The organism is Acidobacteriota bacterium (genome assembly GCA_028875575.1).
GTDB lineage: Bacteria > Acidobacteriota > Terriglobia > Versatilivoradales > Versatilivoraceae > Versatilivorator.
Window position 1 is genome coordinate 24,812 of sequence record JAPPDF010000003.1, and the last position, 21,896, is coordinate 46,707.

At 61.1% G+C, this 21,896-nt stretch carries 20 protein-coding genes; 7 read left to right on the top strand and 13 right to left on the bottom strand.

All coding sequences use genetic code 11. From position 1 onward, the window contains the following. Window positions 1-81: 81 nt before the first annotated feature. Window positions 82-846, bottom strand: coding sequence for an enoyl-ACP reductase (locus OXI69_00690; protein ID MDE2664646.1), 765 nt, complete (start codon window positions 844-846; stop codon window positions 82-84). A gap of 172 nt (window positions 847-1,018) precedes the next feature. On the opposite strand from OXI69_00690, the gene OXI69_00695 reads away from it, so the two are divergent. Next, window positions 1,019-1,342, top strand: a complete 324-nt coding sequence (locus OXI69_00695) for a hypothetical protein (GenBank protein ID MDE2664647.1) — start codon at window positions 1,019-1,021, stop codon at window positions 1,340-1,342. A 33-nt stretch (window positions 1,343-1,375) separates the two neighbouring features. Here the strand turns inward: OXI69_00695 and OXI69_00700 are convergent, their stop codons facing one another. The 6 genes from OXI69_00700 to OXI69_00725 form a co-directional block, all read right to left on the bottom strand. Next, complete coding sequence (locus OXI69_00700) at window positions 1,376-2,446, bottom strand: radical SAM protein (protein MDE2664648.1); 1,071 nt, start codon at window positions 2,444-2,446, stop codon at window positions 1,376-1,378. A 121-nt stretch (window positions 2,447-2,567) separates the two neighbouring features. After that, window positions 2,568-3,191: a hypothetical protein gene (locus OXI69_00705; protein MDE2664649.1), complete on the bottom strand. Its 624-nt coding sequence runs from the start codon at window positions 3,189-3,191 to the stop codon at window positions 2,568-2,570. 172 nt (window positions 3,192-3,363) lie between these two features. Continuing rightward, a complete protein-coding gene (locus OXI69_00710) occupies window positions 3,364-4,269 on the bottom strand; it encodes a LysR family transcriptional regulator (protein ID MDE2664650.1) in 906 nt (301 codons plus the stop codon). Window positions 4,270-4,382: 113 nt separating this feature from the next. Further along, a complete protein-coding gene (locus OXI69_00715) occupies window positions 4,383-4,535 on the bottom strand; it encodes a hypothetical protein (protein ID MDE2664651.1) in 153 nt (50 codons plus the stop codon). 173 nt (window positions 4,536-4,708) lie between these two features. Then, window positions 4,709-6,211, bottom strand: coding sequence for a HEPN domain-containing protein (locus OXI69_00720; protein MDE2664652.1), 1,503 nt, complete (start codon window positions 6,209-6,211; stop codon window positions 4,709-4,711). Window positions 6,212-6,237: 26 nt separating this feature from the next. After that, the gene (locus OXI69_00725) at window positions 6,238-6,453 is read right to left on the bottom strand and encodes a type II toxin-antitoxin system HicB family antitoxin (protein MDE2664653.1); all 216 of its coding nucleotides are present in this window, start codon (window positions 6,451-6,453) and stop codon (window positions 6,238-6,240) included. Between the two features lie 172 nt (window positions 6,454-6,625). Between OXI69_00725 and OXI69_00730 the strand changes: the two genes are divergently transcribed. Beyond that, on the top strand, window positions 6,626-6,931 hold the full coding sequence (locus OXI69_00730; GenBank protein ID MDE2664654.1) for a hypothetical protein: 306 nt from the start codon (window positions 6,626-6,628) through the stop codon (window positions 6,929-6,931). Between the two features lie 12 nt (window positions 6,932-6,943). Next, window positions 6,944-7,540: a dCTP deaminase gene (gene dcd / locus OXI69_00735; protein ID MDE2664655.1), complete on the top strand. Its 597-nt coding sequence runs from the start codon at window positions 6,944-6,946 to the stop codon at window positions 7,538-7,540. A gap of 148 nt (window positions 7,541-7,688) precedes the next feature. Here the strand turns inward: dcd and OXI69_00740 are convergent, their stop codons facing one another. The 4 genes from OXI69_00740 to OXI69_00755 form a co-directional block, all read right to left on the bottom strand. After that, a complete protein-coding gene (locus OXI69_00740; protein ID MDE2664656.1) occupies window positions 7,689-8,732 on the bottom strand; it encodes an Ldh family oxidoreductase in 1,044 nt (347 codons plus the stop codon). Between the two features lie 98 nt (window positions 8,733-8,830). After that, window positions 8,831-9,763 (bottom strand): dihydrodipicolinate synthase family protein, encoded by a 933-nt coding sequence (locus OXI69_00745; protein ID MDE2664657.1) that lies wholly within the window; start codon window positions 9,761-9,763, stop codon window positions 8,831-8,833. A gap of 221 nt (window positions 9,764-9,984) precedes the next feature. After that, a complete protein-coding gene (locus OXI69_00750; protein MDE2664658.1) occupies window positions 9,985-11,463 on the bottom strand; it encodes a DUF1501 domain-containing protein in 1,479 nt (492 codons plus the stop codon). 3 nt (window positions 11,464-11,466) lie between these two features. Continuing rightward, the gene (locus OXI69_00755; GenBank protein ID MDE2664659.1) at window positions 11,467-14,670 is read right to left on the bottom strand and encodes a DUF1553 domain-containing protein; all 3,204 of its coding nucleotides are present in this window, start codon (window positions 14,668-14,670) and stop codon (window positions 11,467-11,469) included. A gap of 304 nt (window positions 14,671-14,974) precedes the next feature. Here OXI69_00755 and OXI69_00760 point away from each other — a divergent pair, with 304 nt between their 5' ends. The 4 genes from OXI69_00760 (at window position 14,975) to OXI69_00775 (ending at window position 18,507) form a co-directional block, all read left to right on the top strand. Beyond that, window positions 14,975-16,033, top strand: a complete 1,059-nt coding sequence (locus OXI69_00760; protein MDE2664660.1) for an Ldh family oxidoreductase — start codon at window positions 14,975-14,977, stop codon at window positions 16,031-16,033. Window positions 16,034-16,058: 25 nt separating this feature from the next. Next, entirely contained in the window at window positions 16,059-16,847 is a 789-nt protein-coding gene (locus OXI69_00765) for an aldolase/citrate lyase family protein (protein MDE2664661.1), read from the top strand. 33 nt (window positions 16,848-16,880) lie between these two features. Continuing rightward, on the top strand, window positions 16,881-17,675 hold the full coding sequence (locus OXI69_00770; GenBank protein ID MDE2664662.1) for an SDR family NAD(P)-dependent oxidoreductase: 795 nt from the start codon (window positions 16,881-16,883) through the stop codon (window positions 17,673-17,675). Window positions 17,676-17,739: 64 nt separating this feature from the next. Then, window positions 17,740-18,507: a hypothetical protein gene (locus OXI69_00775; GenBank protein MDE2664663.1), complete on the top strand. Its 768-nt coding sequence runs from the start codon at window positions 17,740-17,742 to the stop codon at window positions 18,505-18,507. Window positions 18,508-18,560: 53 nt separating this feature from the next. Here the strand turns inward: OXI69_00775 and OXI69_00780 are convergent, their stop codons facing one another. Together OXI69_00780 and OXI69_00785 are read right to left on the bottom strand one after the other, a co-directional pair. Next, complete coding sequence (locus OXI69_00780; protein ID MDE2664664.1) at window positions 18,561-19,577, bottom strand: hypothetical protein; 1,017 nt, start codon at window positions 19,575-19,577, stop codon at window positions 18,561-18,563. Between the two features lie 12 nt (window positions 19,578-19,589). Beyond that, window positions 19,590-21,716: a M1 family metallopeptidase gene (locus tag OXI69_00785; protein MDE2664665.1), complete on the bottom strand. Its 2,127-nt coding sequence runs from the start codon at window positions 21,714-21,716 to the stop codon at window positions 19,590-19,592. Window positions 21,717-21,896 lie beyond the last annotated feature (180 nt).

The following is a 21,896-nucleotide window of genomic DNA, read 5'->3' on the forward strand; positions in this document are numbered from 1 at the left end:
GTCCTGGAATGGATCAGGCTGGATCCCGAAAAGGGAAGCAGTTTCTTCTCTTCCGCAGCCTGACTCCGGAAGGTCAGTTCCTCACATTCCCATGATGTTGTATCCGCAATCCACGTAAAGCACCTCGCCGGTAACCCCGGCGGAGAGATCGCTTCCCAGGTAGAGCCCTGTGTTTCCCAGTTCTCCGGGGTGAACGTTCCGCTTGAGGGGAGCCTGCTCCGCATGGTGCTTGAGCATGCTGCCCAGACCGCGGATCCCGCGTGCGGCCAGGGTGTTCATGGGGCCGGCACTGATCGCGTTCACGCGAATATTGTGGGGTCCGAGATCGTGGGCGAGGTAGCGGACGCTTGCTTCCAGGGAAGCCTTGGCGACTCCCATGACGTTATAGTGAGGCACCACTTTTTCCGACCCGTAATAGGTCATGGTCACGATGCTTCCGCCTTCCGTCATCAAGGGAAGGGCAGCCCGGGCTATGCCCACCAGGGAGTAGGCGCTGACATCCTGAGCCATTGCGAAAGCCTGGCGGGTGGTATCGACGAAGCGCCCCTCCAGGGCTTCCCTGGGAGCAAAAGCAACGCTGTGCAGGACCAGGTGGATTTTGCCGAAATCCCGGGTGAGACAACGGAAAACGTCTTGGATTTCATCATCCCTGGTGACGTCGCAAGGGTAGAGGGGAGCCTCGTCACCGAAGCGCGCGGCCAACTGGGTGACGTTCCGCTGCAACCGCTCTCCCTGATAGGTCAAGGCCAGCCGGGCTCCGGCCTTGTGCCAGGCTTCGGCAATGCTCCAGGCGATGCTGCGCTTGTTGGCTACTCCGAAGACAACTCCAAATTTGCCCTCCAACATGGAAAACCTCCCGCGCGATGCGGAGATGAGACTAGCAGATTTTCAGGCGAAAAAACAGAGAGGCGCACTGGCTGCCAAAGACATCATGTACAATTCGAGCCCGGTGAGAAATACGGGCTAAAATCGGTAGCGGCACGCCGTGACCGAATCCAAGAGGGGAGAAGGAGTTACTATGGCTTACACGTTCGGCGATCTGAGACACAAGACCGTGGCCCAGCTTCGCCAGATTGCCGGTGAAATCGAGCACGACGCCGTCAAGGGCTATACCCAGATGACCAAGGAGCCCTTGTTGAAGGCGATCTGTGACGCCCTGGGCGTCGATATGCACGAGCACCACGATGTGGTGGGCATCGACAAGCGAGCCATCAAGCTGGAAATCAAGGAACTCAAGAAGCGGCGGGACCAGGCCTTGGAGGCCAAGGATCGTGCGGGGCTGAAGTCGATTCGCCGCCAGATCCACGCATTGAAGAGAAAGATCCATCGGGCAACTGTTTGACCCGCATGGCGCAACGGGGCGACGCATTGCCCGCTATGCTGTTCGGTCGCGAGTGCCCGAGGGAGAGTAGGGCCCTGCGCCACCATCATGCCCCGCGGTGAGGAGTGCAGGGTCAATCCGCGTGTCGTCGGTCTGGGGTGACCGCCAATTGTCCAGCACGCCGACTTGCTGGACGCAGGAGACCGTGCAGTAAGGGGCGCAGGTCTTGCGAAGGCTGAATTCCCGGCGGATGTGTTCTCGGGTGTAGTCCTGCAGCGGAATGGCAGGGTAGCCCCGTTGCTGCGAGCAGTAGTGAACCAGGCCGTCCTCGCAGACGTAGAGGTACCGGCCGCCGGCTCGGCAGCGCCAATGGTTGGGTTTCCCCAGAGAGATGTTCTCCTGAAATCTGTTGAAGCGCGCAAAGGACTTCTTGCCAAGCTTCTGGATCTCACGATAGACGGACCGTTCTCTCTCGTTCAGGGCTCGCAGCTGGCCGTCCCCATCGTGAATGATGCCCAGGGTGCTGGAGAAGCCCAGGGAGACAGCCCGGCGGGCCACCTGCAAGGCGTCCTCGGGGAAGCGGATGCCGGAACCGATGACCGAGTTGATGTTGACGGCGAAGTCGGCGTACTCGGCCAGCATCACCAGCTTCCGGTCCAGAACCTTGAGGCTCTTCTTGGAGACATCGTCCGGGTTGACGTTGTCGATGCTTATCTGCAGATGCTCCAGGCCCGCCTGGTTGAGCTGTTGGATGCGCTTGACACTGAGCAGATAACCGTTGGTTATCAGCCCCGCCATCATTTTTCGCAGCCGTATCCGCTTCAATACGGCGTCCAGTTCGGGGTGCAACATCGGTTCCCCTCCGCTGATCGTGATCACGGTGGTGCCGAGGCGGGCCAAATGGTCGACCCGCCGCAGCATTTCCTCGATGGGCACCGGCGCCGAGACCTTGTCGAACTCATTGCAGTAGGTACAGGAAAGGTTGCAGCGGCGGATGGGGATGAGGTGGGCCAGCACCGGATGCCTGGTTGAAAGCAGGGCTTTGGCAACCATGCGCCATTCCCTGACGCGTCGATGCGCCGCCAGCAGTGTCCTGCGAAATCCTGTTCCGTTAACAGTATTCATCCTGTTTGGTCACGGCTCAATGCGAGTCGTTTCGAGGTCGAGCGGTTTCCGAAAGTGAGCCGATTGCGCGGCAGCCGGGGCATCACTATATGCAAACGAATCCCCGCCGGCCAAACGAAATCTACCGGGTGGGTGCCTCCCCGGTCAAATCCACCGGTGCCTCTTCGGGCGCTTCTCCCGGCGTTTCCTCTGTTTGCTCGTAGCGGCTGTCCCGGTGCTGAATGACGGCTCCGCTGGCCAGCTTGAACTTGAGCTTGATCCCGCCGGCCTCCCCGGACAGCGGTCTCACCCACTCGAACGTTCCTTCCAAGCCGGCTTCCAGGCTCTGGGGAGTCAATGGCACATCCTCCTCCACGGGCAACTCGAGAGAGGTGATCAGGGTCAAGGTGGCAATGAGATCGTCGAGATTCCCTTCAGTGCGGTTCAGGACTTTCCCCGTCACCGTAATGCTGTCCTCGCCTCGTTCCTGGTTGAACTCAAGCAGCGCAATGGGTTCGCCCCCGTCGGGCACCGGCGGGACCTTTCTCTGAGCGTATTCCTGCGTCCAGGGAAGCCAGGCGTCCATCACCCCGGAAGAGGAGATCACCGAACCGACCAGGAAGAGAACGGCTGCGATCACCACTCCCGCCAGGATCCAGGCTCGCTTTCTGGAAGGTCCGACCATCTCGACTCGAAAACCTTCCGGCTCCCCCTCGGAAGGAGGCTGGGGAGCCTCATCATTGGCGTTTCGATTCTCGTTCTCCATCCCGGTTCACCCTCTTGTTAGTGGATAGTGGCTAGTGATTAGTGGATAGTCTCGGAAGTAAGGTAGCGACTCGTGACCTCGTTAAGCTCGTATGGGGAGTTAATCGCAAGGCAGCCACCAATGGTTAATGCCCGGCCCGCTGATTAAATCGCTCTCCCCTCTCCACTCTTCACTAACCACTCCGTTCCATTGCCAGGGCTCGCATGGATTCCTCCACGACTTCGAGAAAGACGATACAAGCCCGTGATTGATAGCGATTTTTCCGATAAATGAGCCCCAGCTTGCGAATCAGATTCAGATTTCTCAGAGGCAACAGGCACAAGGTTCCCTGCCTGCTTTCCTCTTCAGCGTAGCTCTTTGGAACAATCGAAATGCCCATGCCGATGGACACGAATTTCTTGATGGTCTCGATGCTGGCGAGCTCCATCGAGATGTGCAAGCGGTCCCACTGGCTTCCGAAGTGTTTCCTCAGGCGTTCGCGAGTGGTTCCGGCAGTATGGAAAATGAAGGGATAGGAGACGACCTCCTCCAGGTCCGGCGAGGTTTGTAGAGTCAGCGGGTGATCCGGACTTGTAATCAGCCACAATGCGTCCTCGGCGATAGGCAGGATGTTCAGTTCCTGTTCTGGAACGGGGAGGGTGACGATTCCAAAGTCCAGTTGGTTTCCGCGTACCTTGTCCAGAACCTTCCTTGAAAAGTTGCGGTAGATGCTGATTTGAACTTCCGGGTATTTCTCCTTGAAGAGCGCGAAGATCTGGGGCAGCACGTAGAGGCAGGTGGACTCGTTGGCGCCAATCAGTATTTTCCCCTTGGGAACGTTGTTCACCTCGGTGACCGCCAGCTTGGCTTCATCGTGCAGATTCAGCAACCTCTCGGCGTAGTCGAACAGCACGTCGCCCGCCCGGGTCAGGAAAACCTTCTTGCCGATGCGATCGAAGAGCCTGGCTCCCAACTCTTCTTCCAGCATACGGACTTGGGTACTGATTGCCGGCTGGGTGCGGAAGAGCTTTTCGGCAGCCATGGTAAAGCTCCGGTGGACCGCCACGGCGTGGAAGTTGCGAATCTGGTCGAGGTTCATATCGCAGTGGAAGGGGCACCATACCCGATTTCCAGGTATTCAAACCGGGTTGGCGAGCACTATTCACGAACCATAAGTTTTTCTTATGCGGATCATATATCGGATAAGAGGGATTAGCCAACCGGCGGCGCGGTGATTTCCCGCTGAAGGTCGGCCAAGCCGACTTTCGGCCACGGGTGTTGCTTCAGCCGACGCTCCTTCTTCGTGGCAAGCTCGACGTCCGAACCTTGCAGCGTTTCGCGGCTGTACTCACGGATTTTCTCCAATGGTATCGGCCTCCTCGGTGATTCCAAAGAGGGCGCCTACTTCTTTGCCTTGATGAAAGTACAAAGCAGGAAAAGCAACGCCCCTCGTTGGCCGTTTGGCAATTTTCCATTGCGTCCGCTGTAAGCTGACGTTCGACAGTTTGCCGCAGTAGATGTCGTTCCCCTGCTCGATGTCACGGAGACCAATCGGGAGCGACCGGAAATCCCTTCGGGAGATTGTTGAGTAGCACGCTCAAACGGACCCGATCAGCTTCGCTTCGGTCCAAAACGGTGAGTAAATCTTCACGCTTGGGCACGTCGCTTCTCCACCTTCCCTCATTGATCCTGGCTGCAATCTCGCCGAGGTAGTGCACAAACCAGATCGTGACCCGCACAGCCACCATTCGAGCCTCGAATAATCGCTGCCTGTGAGTGTTCTGCTTGAACTTGCGTCCGTGCAACCATTTGCTGCGAAGATCGTAGAGGTGCTTGAAGTCCTTTTTGCAATTCTCCCTTTCCCTCTTGGTTGTACCGAGAATGGCGGCACGTCTTCTGGCACGCGACTCTGTAAGGCCCGGTCCCCGTTCACCCAACATTGCCTCTAAATCGGTGATGTGCCACAAGAGTTGGTCAAGCCCATCAGTGAAAAATGCCTTGTTCAAGTTGTCTGCCGCCACCTTGAGGAAGGGCCAATGAGTATCTTTGGTTTCCAGTCTCAGATGACCAAGGCACTCGTCTGCGCGCTGGATGCACTGCTCGAACGCGGCAATACGAGACTCGTTCAGATTGAAGATGATGTGGTGGCCGTTATATTCTTTCCCGGTATATGGATCCTCGCCCTTTGGAACAAAGGACTTCAGCGTTGCACAGTCCGGCGCCCTATTCGGTCGTTCCAGGTCGCAATCGTCCACGAGAATAACGAACGGAGTTTCGAAGCCGAACGGTAACCCATAGGGCCAGCAAGCCTTACGTGGCTTCTGCTCCTTCTGGTGTTTCTCCTCTTGTGGCTTTTCGAGCCAATCGAAGAGCACCAACCGCTTCGGTGCGGGCTCAATTGCCGGTGGAAAACGGGTGTACGTTGGCGAAACCATACCCACGGCTTCTTTTGAAATGGTAAGTGTCCCCCAACGCCGTACCTCTTCTTCAGCCCTTACCACGATGAACCAGTATTCTTGCAAGATGCACGTATCGACCTCAGCGTTTGGATAGAAGACGCGGTTGACTTCATTGCCAACGATCTTGTCGAATTCCTCCTTTTTGAACCTGCGGATTTCGAATCCTGAGAATTTCAGCTCCTGCTTCGGAAATTTCACAAATTCCATCGGTGACAGGTAAGTTGTCTCAACATGACGACGTTGGAATGCCTTCTCATACCTCTTGACCAAGGTGCGCGGCGTATCCAAGCCGTTGAAGAAGGTGTCGGTGTAATAGCCTGTGCGCCGAAAAAACTGGCAGATCGCATCCCTCCAGGACGATTCACTCCTACTGCTGTGCCAGTCGTCACTGCGGAACGCCGAGCGTGTTGCTTCCAGCAACGCACTGAATTCGCGGCCCTCTTCGAGTTGCTTGACCAGGGTGCGTAGGTGATCGTCCTTATTGAGCCACTCCACCCAGCCTGCTTTCCTTGCGTGCCTTGTAGGCGGACGTTGGCTGGCCTCGACAGTCTTGGTGTAGGCGTGGAAGGCTTGTTCAATCATGACCATGGGTTCCCCTTTGCCATGATTCAGTAAAGCGGAATTCCTTGCGTGCCGACAAACTCTTCCTCAGGCATCGGTTCACCATCTTCCAGGAGCATTTCCACTACTTCGCGAAGGTTCGTGTTGAGCGCATCCAGCGGTTCGGCTTGGGAATGGGCTCCGGGGAATCCGGGGATGTAGGCCACGAAGAGAGCAGTCTCGGGATCGTGTTCGACACCGGCCGTGTATTCCTTACATGGTATGGATACCCTTACTCTTTGGATTTGAACCAGACCGAGAGGTTAACTTGGGGTGAGCCGCTGGAGGAGGCACGCAACCAGGAATGAGATCGAGAAATGCCCCTTGCCGGAATAGGGCTAATTTCTATATGTTGAGGTGTAGCCTCCGAAGTGTGCAACGTGGGGAGAAGCAACAATGACGACATTTAAGGTAGGGCAATATGTCAACGTCCCCTGCAACATTTACCCAGGGGCGTTTCCCAGCGAATACTTGGTGATTCTTGAGGCACAGGACGGTGAATACTCAGGATTTGTCCAAGTGGAACATGTCACTCCCTCACCAACCGATAAGAACCAAGGCTCGATTAAAGGCATTGTCAGGGCGATAGAAGGCGGCAGAATTACTGTCCAGCTACCTGGCTCATTTTTTACTACTGCCATGGGCTTGACGACGTTCCCCGCAAGTTGGGCGAACGAAAATATTAGGGCAGAGGCGGTATAGCTGCAGCATTGCATGGTACTCTCCCAACCCGACATCCGAAAAGCTGTTAGGGAAGGACGCATTGTTTTCTCTCCCGCCTTGGAAGAAGAGCAGTGGAGCGAAGCCTCGGTTGATCTCCGGCTCGGGTTCAGTTTTACCGTTTTACGGAAGGATCTGGCCAGCGTAAGAATTTCCGTCGCGGACGGCTTAAAAGCGCTTGCCTCTGCTGATTTCTGGCGAACCCGAAAACTGAAACCGCACGATGACTTGGGTAAGGTGGAGACGTTTACCCTTGAGCCCAACGAGTTCGTCCTTGCAATGACCTACGAGCGCGTCAAGATTCCGCTCGATTTGATTGCTCGAATCGAAGGACGGAGTACGTATGCGCGCGTTGGCCTGACCATGCATCAGACAGCACCGTGGATTCAGCCAGGATGGGATGGACCGATCGTTCTGGAGATCATTAATCACGGCCCATTCAAAATGGATCTGACGCCGCTCAAAGATCGGCCCTGCCAACTTGCTTTTTTTAATCTGAGTACTCCTCTACCTGAGAACAGGGCATATGGAACACGCGAAACTAATGTCTACCAAAGACAGACCCACCCCATAAGGCAAGATCAATACTGACCGCTACTTTTCAACTCACATGATGAAGTCGGCTATCACAACCGTTTTCCCACCGCATTCTTGAACACGAGCTCCACGGTCCCAAGCAAATCACTTGGGCTACGGCAGGCATTCAAGCTCAGGTCGAATGGGAAGTGTCGACGAACGATCAGGCCTGGACGCCCACCGTGGATGCCGCCTGGACGATGGTCTCCCAGATGTCGTCGGCGATGGGAATACCGTCGCGTTGGCGGGTCTGCTGGGTTCGGTCCTCGGGCACCCCGGGCAGCAGGACTTCCTTGAAGCCGGGGGCGGGTGGAATGGCCAGGGCCCGGCGGGCCAGCTCGTCGGCGCGCCGGCTGTATTGGGACAGCGGCTGGAACAGGTCGGCCCGGAAGACGATCAGGGTGGTGCCGTGGCGTCGAAAGAGGGGATCGGAATAGTCGAGTTCGGCTCCGTCGTCGGCCCCGCTGAAGGTTCTGCCCAGCATCTCGGTGAACAGCATCAGGGCATAGCCCTTGTGGCCGCCGAAAGGCAGGTGGGCGCCGCCATCCATGAACTTGCGAGGGTCGGTGGTGGGATTCCCGTCCTTGTCCACAACCGAATCGGGGGGAAGCTGCTGATTGCGGTTGAAGGCGTTGACCACTTTGACGCCGGCGGTGGTGGAAGTGGCGAAATCGATGATGACGGGGGCCTGGCTTCCCGCGGGCAAGCCCATGGCGATGGGGTTGGTGTGGAAAAGCGCCTTGCGGCCGCCATAGGGAACCGCAGCCGGTTTCTCGGCCCCCTGGCCTCCGGCCCAGACCATGGAAACCATGTCCTCGGCCGCGGCCATTTCCGCGTAGTGACCCAGTCGGCCGATATGGTGGGTTTGCACCAGGGAGACGACTGACAGGCCCTGGTTGGTGGCCTTTTCAATGGCCGTCTGCATGGCGAAACGCCCCACCACGTGTCCGAAGGCCCAATCCCCCTGGACCAGTGCGGTGGCCGGGGTTTCCCGGGCGATCTTCGGCTGCGCCGCGACGCGGATGTGTCCGTCCCGGATGGCCTGCACATAGCCCTCGATGTGCCAGACCCCATGGGAGTCCACCCCACGCAGGTTGGCCAGGACCAAGTGCTCGGCCACGATTTCGGCCTGGTCCGGGACGGCGCCGGCTGCTTCCAGAATCTGCCGGGTCAACCGGCGAAGCTCATCGGCTGTCTTGGTAATCATGAATGGGCGTCCCCGGATCGATGGCTGACAGAGTTGGTGAAGATCGTCACTGAAAGGGAGCGCAAAAGCCGGCCTATAGTACGCATCTGCCGGAGCCTCTAGGCGAAGTCCTCGACGACCAAATCACGGGTCTCGGGATGCTTCCGCAGGATCTCGGCGATACCTGCCCGGTCAGCAGGATCTACCTGAGTGCCGGGCGGACGCACAGGTCCCCCGGCCCTTCCCAAGGCTTCCATGGCCACCTTGATGCCGCTGATGCCGTACCCCGGCTTGTAGCCGCGGATCTTGAGAATGGGATCCAACTCGGTTTGCAGCACCTTCTCCATTTTGGCGGTCTCTCCGGCCACTCCGTGTTTCCAGAAGCGCCTGGAGGCCTCGGGAACCAGCGCGGCCGCCGCCGTGGAGTAGGCGCGGCTTCCCCGGGAAAATGAGTGGGAGGCGGCCGGTTCATTCTCCGCCATGAACAGCAGGGGCTTGGCAACGGCCTCCAGAATCTGTCCTCCGGTTCGGGGATAATAGTCCTCATCCGGGCCCAAAGAAGGGAAGAATCCCATCATGTTGGGGATCTCGGCCAATCGAATGAGCACCTCCGGCCAGAAATCGTGTTGGCCACTGGGGAGAACGACAGCGCCGATGGAGACCGAAGTAATGATGTCCTTGTAGAATTCGTAGTAGTTTTCAGCGCGCCAGTGCTGTCCTCGGGGAGGGAATATCACCAGCGCATCCGCGCCGGCCTTTTCGGCATTTCCGGCCATCTCGATGGATATCTTGTAGCCGCCGATCACTCCCGCCATCACCGGCATCTGCTGCCGGGCTCCGGCCACGGCGGCGGCGACCACCTCACGGTGCTCATCCAGGCCCAGCTTCCAGCCTTCGCCATAGCCGCCTCCGACCACCACCGTCAGACGATCCCTTTCGGCGTGGAAGGCCACGTTGCGGCGAAGGCCTTCGAGATCCACCGAGTAGTCGGCGTTAAATGGAGTGGGCAGGTAGTTGTGGGGACCGTCCAGGGCCTTGATCAGTTCCTCCATGGAACTCCAGCGCCGGACGGGTGAGGGGGGTGGCGTTCGGCAGCCCCAGGGAAGAGCAAGGCTCCCGAGGGCCAGTGCCCCCATTTTGCAAAGACTTCTTCGGGAAGCCTGCCGATTTGAAGCCGGCTTGGACTCTGTTGGCTCGCTCTTCAATACTTGTTCCGTTGGATTGGGTGAATAGAGGACGCCCGGGCTTGTGGGATTGAAAGAGATTTCACCGGTCAGGCCAGAATCGGTTTCACCACCTTGCCGTGCACGTCCGTCAGTCGGAAATGACGCCCCTGGAACTTGAAGGTCAAACGGGTGTGGTCGATTCCCAGGCAGTGCAGAATGGTGGCATGGAGGTCGTGGATGTGGACGGGATCGCGGACGATGTTGTAGCTGTAGTCGTCGGTTTCGCCGTAAGTGGTCCCCGGCTTGATGCCTCCACCCGCCATCCAGATGGTGAAGCAGCGTGGGTGGTGATCGCGCCCGTAGTCGTCGGCCGTGAGCTTTCCCTGGCAGTAGACGGTGCGACCGAACTCGCCGCCCCAGATCACCAGCGTGTCCTCGAGCAATCCGCGTTCCTTCAGATCCTGGATCAGGGCCGCCGAGGGCTGGTCGGTATCCATGGCCTGCCCCTTGATCTGCTCGGGGAGCTTGGAGTGCTGGTCCCAGCCGCGATGGAAAAGCTGAACGAAACGCACGCCGCGCTCCACCAGCCTTCTGGCCAGCAGGCAGTTGGCGGCGTAAGTGCCCGGCTTTCGGGACGCCGGGCCGTAGAGCTCGAAGGTTCTCTCCGGTTCACTCGATAGATCCATCAAGCCCGGCACCGAGGTCTGCATCCGATAGGCCATCTCGTACTGGGAGATGCGGGTGGAGATTTCCGGATCGCCGAAATCCTTCAGCTTCAACTGGTTGAGTCGGGAAAGGTCATCCAGGAAGCGGCGGCGTCCGGCGGACGAGAGTCCCGGAGGATTGGAGAGGTAGAGCACCGGGTCACCCACCGAGCGAAACTTGACCCCCTGGTACTTGGTGGGAAGGAAACCGCTGCCCCACAAGCGATCGTAGAGGGGCTGGCTGTCGGACTTGCCGGTTCCTTGCGAGATCATGGCCACAAAGGTGGGCAGGTCCCGGTTCTGACTTCCCAGTCCATAGGAGAGCCAGGCTCCGATACTGGGGCGGCCGGCCAACTGGGCGCCGGTCTGGAAAAAGGTAATGGCCGGATCGTGGTTGATGGCCTCGGTATGCATGGTCCGAATGAAGCACAGCTCGTCGGCCACCTTGGCGGTATGGGACATGATTTCGCTGACCCAGGCTCCCGATTGGCCGTTCTGCTTGAATTTGAAGATCGAGGGGGCGATGGGCAGGCTATCCTGGGTGGCGGTCATTCCGGTGAGCCGCTGGCCCTTGCGCACCGAATCGGGCAGTTGCTGGGCGTGTCGCTCCCTCAGCCCGGGCTTGTGGTCGAACAGGTCCATTTGAGCGGGAGCTCCCGACTGGAACAGGTAGATCACTCTCTTGGCCTTGGGGGCAAAGTGAGGAAGCTCCGGAAGCCCTGCCTCACCGGGGAGCGGCTGGAGAGCGGACCGGTCCGGTCCGGCTGCGGCCGCGTCTCCCTCCAGCAGCGATGCCAGGGCGGCTGTCCCCAGTCCCCAACTGGAGAGACCGAAAAAGTGGCGACGGGTGAGCAGAAGCTGGCTTTCCAGGAAGGGATTCATGGCTCACTCCTTGGTAATGGTTTCATCGAGATTCAAAATCAGGCTGGCGACGGCCGTATAGGCAGCCACCTCGCGAGGGTCCAAACCTTTGGGGGCCGGGGTTTCTCCGGTGTTCAACAGTTCCCTGGCCGCCTTGCGGTTGGAACGATAGGAATCGAGGTGGGCTTCCAGGCTTTCCAGCAGGATCCTTCCTTCCTCGGCAGTCGGCGGGCGAGCGGTGGCCAGGCGAAAGGCCCGGACAATCCGGTCCGAGTGGGAGTGACTCTCCGGCTCGGCCAGCACCCGCTGAGCCAGCCCGCGCGCGGCCTCTACAAAGGTAACGTCGTTCATCAGGTTGAGCGCCTGCAAGGGGGTGTTGGTCCGGCTGACTCGCACGGTGCACATCTCGCGGGCGGCGGCGTCGAAATTCAGCATGGAGGGCGGTGCGATGGTGCGCTTCCAGAAGGTGTAGAGACTCCTACGGTAGAGATCTTCCCCGGTGCTCTGGTTGTAGGCAATGTCCCCGGCCAGTTCCTCCCAGAGCCCCGCCGGCTGATAGGGCTTGACCGAGGGGCCACCCAGCTTTTCCACCAGCAGTCCCCCCACGAACAGGGCCTGGTCCCGAATGGCCTGGGCCGAGAGCCGCTGGCGGGAACCTCGCGCCAGCAGGAGATTTTCCGGATCCCTGGCCAGCAGTTCCGCGGCGGCCCGGGAGGACTGGCGATAAGTGGCGCTCATGACCATGGTCTTCTGCAGAGCCTTGAGGTCCCAACCGGAACTCACGAACTCGGTGGCCAGCCAGTCCAGCAGGGCGGGGTGAGTGGGCCGCTCGCCCTGGGACCCGAAGTCCTCGACGGTTCGAACCAGTCCCTGGCCGAAGAGCCTCTGCCAGTAGCGATTGACCACCACGCGGGGGGTCAGGGGGTTGCCGGGATGCACCAACCAGCGCGCAAGGTCCAGGCGATTGCGGATCTTTCCGTTGGCTCCGCCGCTGAGGACTTCCGGAACGCCGGGACTCACCCTCTCGCCGGGCTGGTCGTAGGCGCCTCGCAGCAGCATGAAGGTTTCCCGCGGCTCTTCCCGCTCCTGCATCACCATGGTGGTGGGAACCGTCTCCAATAGAGCGGTTATCCGCCCCTCGAGGTCCAGAATCCGCCGGTGAGCCCGGCGCACCTGCTTGGGCGCGTGTTTTTGCAGGAAGTAGGCGCGGAGCTTGTCGGTCTCGGCCCGGCTTCTCCGCTCCGACGGCTTTTTTGCGATGTCGTTGATTGCCGTGGGTGTGGCAACCACCATCACCTCGTGCGGCGGGAGGGCCCGATCGTAGACTCTCACCTCGTCGATCATCCCCTGGAAACGACTTTCGGCTCCTCCCCCGGACCCGATGCGAAAAGGTTCCTGGTTCTCGAAGGAGAGATTCAGGTCATCCACCAGCACCTTGAATTTCTCCGGCTTGCCGTCGACGTAGATCCTGATCGCCTTCGAGGTGCGAGACCCGTCGTAGGTCACCATGACGTGGTGCCACCGGTTGGGGGCCAGAGTCCTCTCCGTCTCGACTCGAATGGAGTCGTCCAGCCAGCGCACCACCAGGTTGACGTGGATCTTGCCTTCCAGCAGAGCCACCCGGTAGCCCTTTTCCTTCTCCAGCTCCAGCGTCCGCGAGACGATGGCGCCGCCCTGCTCGCCCTCGGGATAGATCCAGGCCCCCAGTGAGAAACGATCGTAGAAGCCGAAGTTGCCGAGGTCTCCGGCATCGATGAAGCGGCGGCCGTCGAAACTTCCGGCCTGACCGATCTTCCCCTGGGTGAATTCCGGCCGGCCGTCCTTGAATCCGGACTTGGCCTTTTTCCCTTTGGCGGATGCCGGGAGGGGGCGCCGCCAACCGCGAGCCTTTCCGTCCAGCGGGAAGTGCCCCAACAGTCCTTCCGCAATGGACCAGTGGAGCGGCCGGCGCTTCCTGAAGGAGGCCTCCCACTGCTGTTGGGCCCGGTCCAGCTCCGGTTCCAGAGCCTTGAAGTCCCGCTCGGCCTGCTCCAGTTTCCCTTGCAGGTCGGCAAGCTGCTTCTGTTGCGGGCGGGTGGGCGCCTTGATCATCGGAGGGGAATTGCCGTACTTGTAGACCTTGCCGCGCTCGGGGATGTTGTTGAAGAAGGCGAAGGTTCGATAAAACTCCTTCTGGCTGAAGGGGTCGTACTTGTGGTCGTGGCAGCGGGCGCAGCCCAACGTCAGGCCCAGCCAGACGGTGGCGGTGGTCTCCACCCGGTCCACCACGTACTCGACGGCAAACTCGTCGGCGATGATGCCGCCCTCTCCGTTGCCGCGATGGTTGCGGTTGAAACCGGTGGCGATCTGCTGTTCCAGGGTGGGTTGGGGGAGCATGTCCCCGGCCAGTTGCTCCACCGTGAATCGATCGAAGGGCATGTTGGCGTTAAAGGCCTCGATCACCCAATCCCGCCAGCGCCACATGGTCCGTTCCCCGTCGGTCTGGTAGCCGTTGCTGTCGGCATAGCGCGCCGCGTCCAGCCAGCCCAGGGCCATGTGCTCGCCGTAGCGCGGGGACCGCAGCAGGCGCTCCACCACCTTCTCGTAGGCTTGGGGAGAATCGTCGGCCAGAAAGGCATCCACCTCTTCCGGTGTGGGGGGCAGCCCGGTAAGGTCGAGCGTGACCCGGCGAATGAGAACCGTCTTGTCGGCCGGGGCAGAGGGGTCCAACTGCTCCTTGCGCAGTCGGTCCAGCACGAAGAAATCGATCGGGTTGCGGGTCCAGCCTTCATCGGCAACCTCCGGCAGCGGAGGACGCTCGGGGGGAATAAAGGACCAGTGACGTTGCCATTGGGCCCCCTGCTCGATCCACAGGCGGATGAGCTCGATCTCCTTCTCGTTCAGCTCGAGCCCCGAGTAGACCGGGGGCATGCGGAGGGCCTCCTCCCCGGCGGTGATTCGCTTGAACATCTCGCTCCGCTCCGGATCGCCGGGGGCGATGGCCCGGTATCCACCCAGGTCGGCGAAGGCTCCCTCCTTGGTGTCGAAGCGCAGCTCGGTGAGTCGGGCCGCCTCGTCGGGCCCGTGGCAGGCGTAGCAGCGGTCGGTCAGGAGAGGGCGAATGTCGCGGTCGAACTCCACCGCCGGCTGCGCGGGACCTTGCGCCCAGGCGGACGCTCCCGCCCCCAGGACCAGGCCCGACACCATCCCGCAAAACCATCCCAGCCTCAAGCTAGCCTTCCTTCTCATGGACTGACCTCTCTGGAAGCATTCCGTCCGTCCGGGCTATGCGTTTTCTTCCGTCTGCCCTACCGGCACGCGCGCGCCCATAGTCGCATCCTGGCGCCGGTAAGGTGAACAAGCCCCTGACGTTGATCCTTAAGTCTAGCGCTCTCGCTGGGCTCCCTCAACCCCAAATTGGGGTTGGATGACACCCCGTGGCCGCCGCGGTTGACTCGCCCCGGCAAGCGTGCTAGGTTCACAGCGCCTTTCCGGAAGCTGGCGCGCATCGCTGCAAAGGTCAGTCTCGCCGTCCACCCGCAACGGGGGATCCATGCCGACTCTGGGCGCCACCGCCCTCCGAGCCTACTCCACCCGAATCTTCCAGGCGTGCAACGCCCCGGCTGAAGAAGCCGCCACCGTCTCCGACCACCTGGTGACCGCCAATCTGATGGGTTTCGACTCCCACGGGGTCATCCGCATTCCGGAGTATCTGGGTTACGTGCGGGACGGGATGATTCAACCCGGGGCTCCCACCTCCATCGTCAAGGAGACGGCCACCACGGCCACGGTGGACTGCGGCTGGAATTTCGGCCAGGTGGGGGGCTTGCGGGCCATGGAGATCGCGATCGAAAAGGCCCGAGGCCAGCATGTTTCGACCGTGGCCACCATCCGCTGCTGCCACGCCGGCCGAATCGGGACCTACACCCAGATGGCCGCCGAGCAGGGATTCGTGGCCATAGCCCTGGCCAATTCGCTGCACGCCGGTCGCTGGGTGCTTCCCTGGGGCGGCCGGGAAGGGAGACTGGCCACCAATCCCATCTCATTTGCCGTGCCCTGCCCGGGCAGCGAGCCCATTCTTTCGGACTTCTCGACCGCCGAGACGGCCGAGGGCAAGATCCGTCTCTACCGCAATCGCGGTGATCAGGTCCCGGCAGGTTGGATCGTGGATGCCGAGGGAAACCCCAGCCGGGACCCCAAGGACTTCTACGGCCCTCCTCGAGGCGCCATCCTGCCCTTTGGAGGGGACCGGGGCTACCGGGGCTATGCCTTGTCCCTGCTGGTGGACGTGCTGGGAGGCGTTCTGGCGGAATCCACCTCGCTGGCGGACCGGGACGGCAACGGCATCTGCTTCATCGTGGTGGATGTCGAGGCCTTCCAGAGCCGGGAGCGCTTCGGCGAACTGATGGAAGATATGAAGAGCTTCATCAAGTCATCCCCTCCCGCGGAGGGCTTCAGGGAAGTGGCCCTGCCCGGGGAGCTGGACTTTCGCTTGATGAGACATCGTCTGGCGGACGGGATTCCGCTGGACGACAGGACCTGGAAAGCTATCGGGGAGGCCGCCCGAGGGGTAGGAGTGGCGGAACCTCCGGACGCGGATCTGCAACCATAGTGAATCAAGAGGAGAGTGCCAAACCATGGAAAATGCCAACAAGCTGAAGCGGAAGCTGCAGGAGGGTCAGTTCTGCCTGGGAGCGGGGATCAGCTTCAACGACGGGGCCATCACCGAAGCCCTCTGTCAGGTTTACGATTTTGCCTGGATCGACACCGAGCACAACGGCATGACGTTGGAGAGAGTCGAAGGCCATATCGTGGCTACCCGGGTCACCGGAGCCACCGCGCTGGTGCGGGTCCCCTGGAACGATCCGGTGCTGGTCAAGCCGGTTCTGGACCTGGGGGCCGACGGGATCATCTTTCCCATGATTCGAACCGCCGAGGACGTACGCAATGCGGTGGCGGCCTGCCGTTACCCGCCCGAAGGGATTCGAGGCTACGGTCCCCGCCGCCCCACCAACTACACCCGGACCGGCGGACCCGACTATTGCCGGAGAGCCAATCAATCGGTGTTGACGGTGGTTCAGATCGAGACGGCCGAGGCGGTCGAGAATCTGGATGAAATCGTGGCCGTCCCCGGTCTGACCAGCGTGGTGATCGGCCCCAATGACCTTTCGGGGTCCCTGGGGCATATGGCCGATCCCGGCCATCCGGAGGTGGTGGCAGTGATCGAGTCCATCATCGAAAGGGTTCGTCGCAGCTCGGTCTACGTTGGGATTGCCATCGGCTCGGATCCGGAGCAGGCCATCCGGTGGATGGAGAAAGGGGTTCACTGGCTGCAGTTTGGAGTGGACTTCGGCCTGTTGGTAGAGAGAGCCGACCTGGTTTGCGGCGTGGTTCGGGATCACGCCAAGGCGAGACGAAAGGCATAGCGCCGGTAAAGCCCGGACGCGAGGCGGCAGTCAATGAAAGTCGATCTGAACGGCCACGTCGCCCTGGTCACCGGCGGAGCCCAGGGCATCGGCCGGGCCATTGCGGAATCCTTGGTGAACAACGGCGCCAGGGTGGCCAGCGTGGACGTTGACCGGGAAACCAATGAGCGCACCGCCCGTGAACTGACCCGATCGGGCGGGACCTGCCTGGCCCTGGAAGGGGACGTTTCCGATCGTAAGCAGATGGACCGGGCAGTCGCAGAAATCGAAGACCGGCTGGGCGGTTTGCAGATCCTGGTCAACAACGCCGGCATCAACACCCTGAGCGACCGGGTTCCCATCCACCGTTTTTCCAGCCGGGACTGGGAACGGATCCTGAATATCGATCTGAACGGTGTCTTCGTGGCCAGTCAGGCCGCCATCCCGGCGATTCTCAGGCACTCCGGGGGAAGGATAGTCAATATCAGCTCGATAGCGGGCCTGGTTCCGCTGCGGCTGCAAAGCGCCTTCGTGGCCGCCAAGGCCGGAGTGATCAACCTGACCCGCTCCATGGCCCTGGAACTGGGACCGCAGGGCATCCTGGTGAATGCGGTGGCGCCCGGATCCACACTGACTCAAGGAACCAGGGCCCTCTTCTACGGTCCCGACGGCGCCTACTCGGAAAACGCCGCCAGTCTCGTCTCTCACATTCCCCTGGGGCGGCCGGCCCGAGTCGAGGAGATCGCCCATGCCGTCCTCTTCCTGGTGGCCCCGGAAGCCAGCTACGTTAACGGAACCGTGCTGGTGGTCGACGGCGGATGGACGGCCGGCTACCACCGGGAGTGGTGAATGGCGGGACCGGGCGGCGGCCTGGCGGAAGAACCGGCGATTCTAACCCTCGGAGGCATCGGCCATGGCTGGTGATTGGGTGCTGGGTCTGGAGCAGAATGCCGATCGCAAGGTCGTTTCAGGCTCCCCGGGAGAACTGGCAGCCGCGGTCCGGCGGGGCGCCGATCTTCGGCTTTACCTCACCACCGAGCACTACGAAGAAACCCTCTACTTTCAACAAACCTATGCCGGCAGCGGCGACGCCTTCGCCGGCCTCATGACCCATCACCACTCCCTGACGCATCGCGGCGAGGTCGCCGGGCAACCCTACTTCTGCCTGTTCAAGTACGATCTCTCGGGGCGTTTCTCCCTCCTCAAGTGGATGCTGGACAACCGCACTCTCGACGAGAGCGCCGACTATCCGTATGGAGTCTACCGGTGGTTTTATTGCGACCGCTGGAGGCTGGTCTACGAGCACAACGCCGGGGGACAGTCGCTGTTCGGCGATCTGGAAGAACTGAAGGAGCTGGTCAGGCGGGGACGGACGCTGCAGGTTGGCATCCGGCAACTCTTCGGATTGGGGAGCGATGATCTCCGCGGCCCCGAGCACATCTCGTTCGTGAGCACCATGCAACCGGTGATCCAGGATGGACAGGTGCTCTCCAACTGCGATCTGGTACTGGCTGGACCACCCCGGTGGCCCTTCACCTGGAAGGACGGCCTCCATCTCTGCGTCATGCGCCCGTCGACTTCAGGCGAGATCGAGTGCTATCTCACCGAGCCCGGCAGGGTTCCCTTTCGCTGGAAGGCTCCCCGCCGGGGGATGCAGTGGATGGTGGCCGAGCGGGTGTGACGATGCGAGATCCCACGCCTGGGTCACACGCCGATGGATGACACCGAGTGGATTCAGGGCAGCCCCGTTTCGACGGGTGGGGGATTCTCCATCGGGGGTTCCTCCCACTCCTCGATTGGAAGAGCCGGGGGCTGCGAGGCAACAAAGAGGCGGGTCTGGCTAGCCAGGAACCAGAGCTTGAGAATCCACCGGCCCACCAGGAAGGCCTGACCGAGCGAGAAAGCCAGCAGGACCGATGTCCAGGTGGACTGGTTGGGCCCCGGGGCCAGCCAGGCATAGGCAAGGAACCAGAGGAGGGCGGCGGTGGCCAACAGCAGGTAGAGGCCCAGCACGGTGCGGTGGTGGTCCTTGACGAAACCCAGGGCTCGAATCAGCGCCAGCAGGACGCTACGGCGCTCTTCCACCACCAGAGAGATCCTGGCGTAGTCCAGCACCAGTTGGGTCGCCAGGAACAGCAATCCCACCAAGGCGTAAGCCAGGACGGTGTAGATCAGAACCGTCCGCTCCACGGTGGTGTCCCGGGTGGCGGTTTCGATCCAGCCGTGCAGGGGCTGGCCGATGCCCCGGAAGATCCCCCAGTAGAGCAGTCCCGAGATCACCGACAGGCGCAGGAACCTCCAGAAGAACAGGCCTCCCTGCGCCAGGAAACCGCTGCGCGAGTGCGGGGCCTCCTCATGGGCGAAACGGCTGAGGATACCCCCCAGCAGCAGGGACCAGGCCAGCACCATCACAATGCCGGCACCGACCACCGCGGGGCCGACCTGGTGCAGCTCTCCGTCCAACAGTCGCTCCAGGTTGCTCAGCACCGGAAGGATTCCCACCACCCAGGGCCCAAAGGTCTTTCCCAGTCCGGAACCGCCGGCGGCGAATTCCTCGTACCAGGACAGGTCGAAGCCCTGGCGCAGGTTGTCTTCCACCAGGCTGCCTTCAAAGGACCCCTGCAGCAGGTGCTTCATGGCCAGCGTCAGGGGAAGCGCCACCACCAGAGTGGTGAAATAGACCCAGGCCAGCAGCGAAGGCGTATGCAACACCAGTCTCAAGCCGGCAAGGAATTGAGTGCGCGGGTGCATGAGCGCGGTCTCCTACAGCAGGGCCAACACGGTCTGGAGGTAGTCCTGGAGCCAGATCAGCCACTTGAGGGCCCATTTGGTGGCCGGCAGGTTGGCCTGAGGCTCCAGGCGGCGGCTGTTGTTGGTGAAGTCGATGTCCAGCGGGTTGGTCAACCCGGGGTCCACGGCGGCGTAATCGAGCCTGGACGGCTTGACCAGCCGGTAGAGCTTCCAGGGGTGCTTGCCGTCCCACTGCGTTCTGAACTCCTCGCCGTCCTCGAATCGCAGCAGCACGTCTTGAGGAAGGATGCCGTCCCCGAGTCGCCGGAACAGAACGGTAGTTTCGTAGAGTACGGAAGTTTCTTCCGAGTTGGGGGAGTCGGGTGCTTCCGCCAGCAGAAGGAACTGCCCGTCCTTGTCGACGTAGCCCCTGGTTTCCACTTTCACGCTGGAAACCGACTCGACGCTGTAGTCGAAAACCCTGTCCTTGTGAAAGACCTGCTCGAAGAAGGGGCCGAGGTCCTGGCCTGAAACCTGATTGGCCACCCGGAAGAAGTCACCCGGACCAGGGTGGCGGAAACGGGAGTTCTCGAAGAAGGTGGCGAGGATCTGTTTCAGGACATCCCATCCCAGGCGACGCTCCAGAGCCAGCAGCCACAGCGCGGTCTTGGTGTAACTGGTGGCTCCGGCGGTGGAGGGATGGTAGAGGTAGGTCGGCCGGGCCTGGATTTCGCCTCGGGGTACTGTCAGGAAGCGGTGGCGACGACTGTTCTGAATACGCCCCGCCTGGATCTCGGGGATCATGACCGGGAAAAAGCCCCGAAAGAAGCGGTACACAGGGGACCTTTTGCCGTAGGTCACCTCGAAGACCCTGGCCGTGGCAAAGGTGTTGATGCCTTCGTCCAGCCAGGCGTGCTCGAATTCATTGTTTCCCACCAGGCCGTACCAGAACTGGTGACCGGCCTCGTGGATGGTAACGCCTTCCGGAGCCCCGCCGCCCAAAGGGTTGAAATAGCGGGTTCCGCAGGTGTAGAGGGTGGGGTACTCCATGCCCCGAGCCCCGCTCCTCCATGCCGGATCCACCACCGTGAGGTGACCGTAGGGATACTCCCCGAACCAGAGGCCGTAGAGCTTCAAGGACTCCTCGGTGGCCCGAAAGTGGCGGTCCACTTGGCCCTGGTGCTCGGGTTGATAGAGCAGGCGAATATCGACCGATTTGAGGCCGGGATGGTCGAAGCGGCGGCGAACCTCTCGATAGTCCGGGCTGGTCGTCCAGACGAAGTCGTGGACATCATCCTGCTGGTAGCGGTGTGTGGAGGTGCCGTCGGCGTTGTCGATCACCCCGAGCTCCACGCCGGTGGCGCCGACTTTCCATTCGGTCGGGACGGTCATGCGGACGTCATAATTCCCGTAGTCGGAAAAGAACTCGGTGGCGGCGTGGAACTGGTGACAGTTCCAGGAACCGTCGGCTTGAAAAACTCCCAGCTTGGGAAACCAGTGGGCAATGAAGAAGAAATCGCCGCGGAATCCGGTTCGAGCGAAGGTGCGGGGGATCTTGGCCTTCCAGCCGATGGAGACCCTGATGCTCTCGCCGGGCTGCACCGGCCGCTCCAGGGGAACCACCAGCACGGTTCGATCGTCCTTGTTGCCGTCGTCCGGGGAGGCGAAGTACATGGCGGCGGTGCGGTCCGATTCCCGGAAGGGCCCGGCGGTCTCCACCTTCACAGATTCCACCCGGCTGTAGCTCCAGTCTCCCGGACGCGGGTTTCGCAGGGAGGAACGAGGCCTGGAGCGCAGGGAATCCTCCCGCAGCCAGGTGCTGCGGTTGTTCAGCCAGGCGTTCCAGTAGAGATGGAACCACAGCTCGCCGGCCGGCTTCCCGGTGGCGTTGCGCCATTCCACCACCTGGTTTCCTTCAAGGAGGCGCTCCTCGGGCAGGAGCCTGACCTGGATGGTGTAGCTGGAGGTCTTGGTTTCCGGAGGAGCTTCCTGTCCCTGGGCGTTTGAAAAGGGCAGGACGGCCAGCGCGAGCCAGGCCGCAAGTCGGTAGATCCTGATGGTCCTCCGGAACCCGGGGCCGGAGGAGCCGTCTCTCAACCCTGAGGGATGCAGGCGGACGGGAACCGATCTCACTGAACCAGTCAGTTGCGGATCATTCATGTTCTGCATATTTACCGGTTAGTCCCCAGCCGCACGCGACGCGGAGATCCATCGAGAAGGACTACAAATTGAACATGGATGCACAGGATGCACAGGATAAACAGGATGGGAGGCGGTTGCACGAGAGGCTGACTCCGGCGATGATCGAGTGCGGATTTGCGGATGTCCAGGACGACAAGC

Coding starts and splice junctions, on each gene's coding strand:
- OXI69_00690 (MDE2664646.1), bottom strand. CDS start 846: ATGTTGGAGGGCAAATTTGGAGTTGTCTTCGGAGTAGCCAACAAGCGC.
- OXI69_00695 (MDE2664647.1), top strand. CDS start 1,019: ATGGCTTACACGTTCGGCGATCTGAGACACAAGACCGTGGCCCAGCTT.
- OXI69_00700 (MDE2664648.1), bottom strand. CDS start 2,446: ATGAATACTGTTAACGGAACAGGATTTCGCAGGACACTGCTGGCGGCG.
- OXI69_00705 (MDE2664649.1), bottom strand. CDS start 3,191: ATGGAGAACGAGAATCGAAACGCCAATGATGAGGCTCCCCAGCCTCCT.
- OXI69_00710 (MDE2664650.1), bottom strand. CDS start 4,269: ATGAACCTCGACCAGATTCGCAACTTCCACGCCGTGGCGGTCCACCGG.
- OXI69_00720 (MDE2664652.1), bottom strand. CDS start 6,211: ATGATTGAACAAGCCTTCCACGCCTACACCAAGACTGTCGAGGCCAGC.
- OXI69_00730 (MDE2664654.1), top strand. CDS start 6,626: ATGACGACATTTAAGGTAGGGCAATATGTCAACGTCCCCTGCAACATT.
- dcd (MDE2664655.1), top strand. CDS start 6,944: ATGGTACTCTCCCAACCCGACATCCGAAAAGCTGTTAGGGAAGGACGC.
- OXI69_00740 (MDE2664656.1), bottom strand. CDS start 8,732: ATGATTACCAAGACAGCCGATGAGCTTCGCCGGTTGACCCGGCAGATT.
- OXI69_00745 (MDE2664657.1), bottom strand. CDS start 9,763: ATGGAGGAACTGATCAAGGCCCTGGACGGTCCCCACAACTACCTGCCC.
- OXI69_00750 (MDE2664658.1), bottom strand. CDS start 11,463: ATGAATCCCTTCCTGGAAAGCCAGCTTCTGCTCACCCGTCGCCACTTT.
- OXI69_00755 (MDE2664659.1), bottom strand. CDS start 14,670: ATGAGAAGGAAGGCTAGCTTGAGGCTGGGATGGTTTTGCGGGATGGTG.
- OXI69_00760 (MDE2664660.1), top strand. CDS start 14,975: ATGCCGACTCTGGGCGCCACCGCCCTCCGAGCCTACTCCACCCGAATC.
- OXI69_00765 (MDE2664661.1), top strand. CDS start 16,059: ATGGAAAATGCCAACAAGCTGAAGCGGAAGCTGCAGGAGGGTCAGTTC.
- OXI69_00770 (MDE2664662.1), top strand. CDS start 16,881: ATGAAAGTCGATCTGAACGGCCACGTCGCCCTGGTCACCGGCGGAGCC.
- OXI69_00775 (MDE2664663.1), top strand. CDS start 17,740: ATGGCTGGTGATTGGGTGCTGGGTCTGGAGCAGAATGCCGATCGCAAG.
- OXI69_00780 (MDE2664664.1), bottom strand. CDS start 19,577: ATGCACCCGCGCACTCAATTCCTTGCCGGCTTGAGACTGGTGTTGCAT.
- OXI69_00785 (MDE2664665.1), bottom strand. CDS start 21,716: ATGAATGATCCGCAACTGACTGGTTCAGTGAGATCGGTTCCCGTCCGC.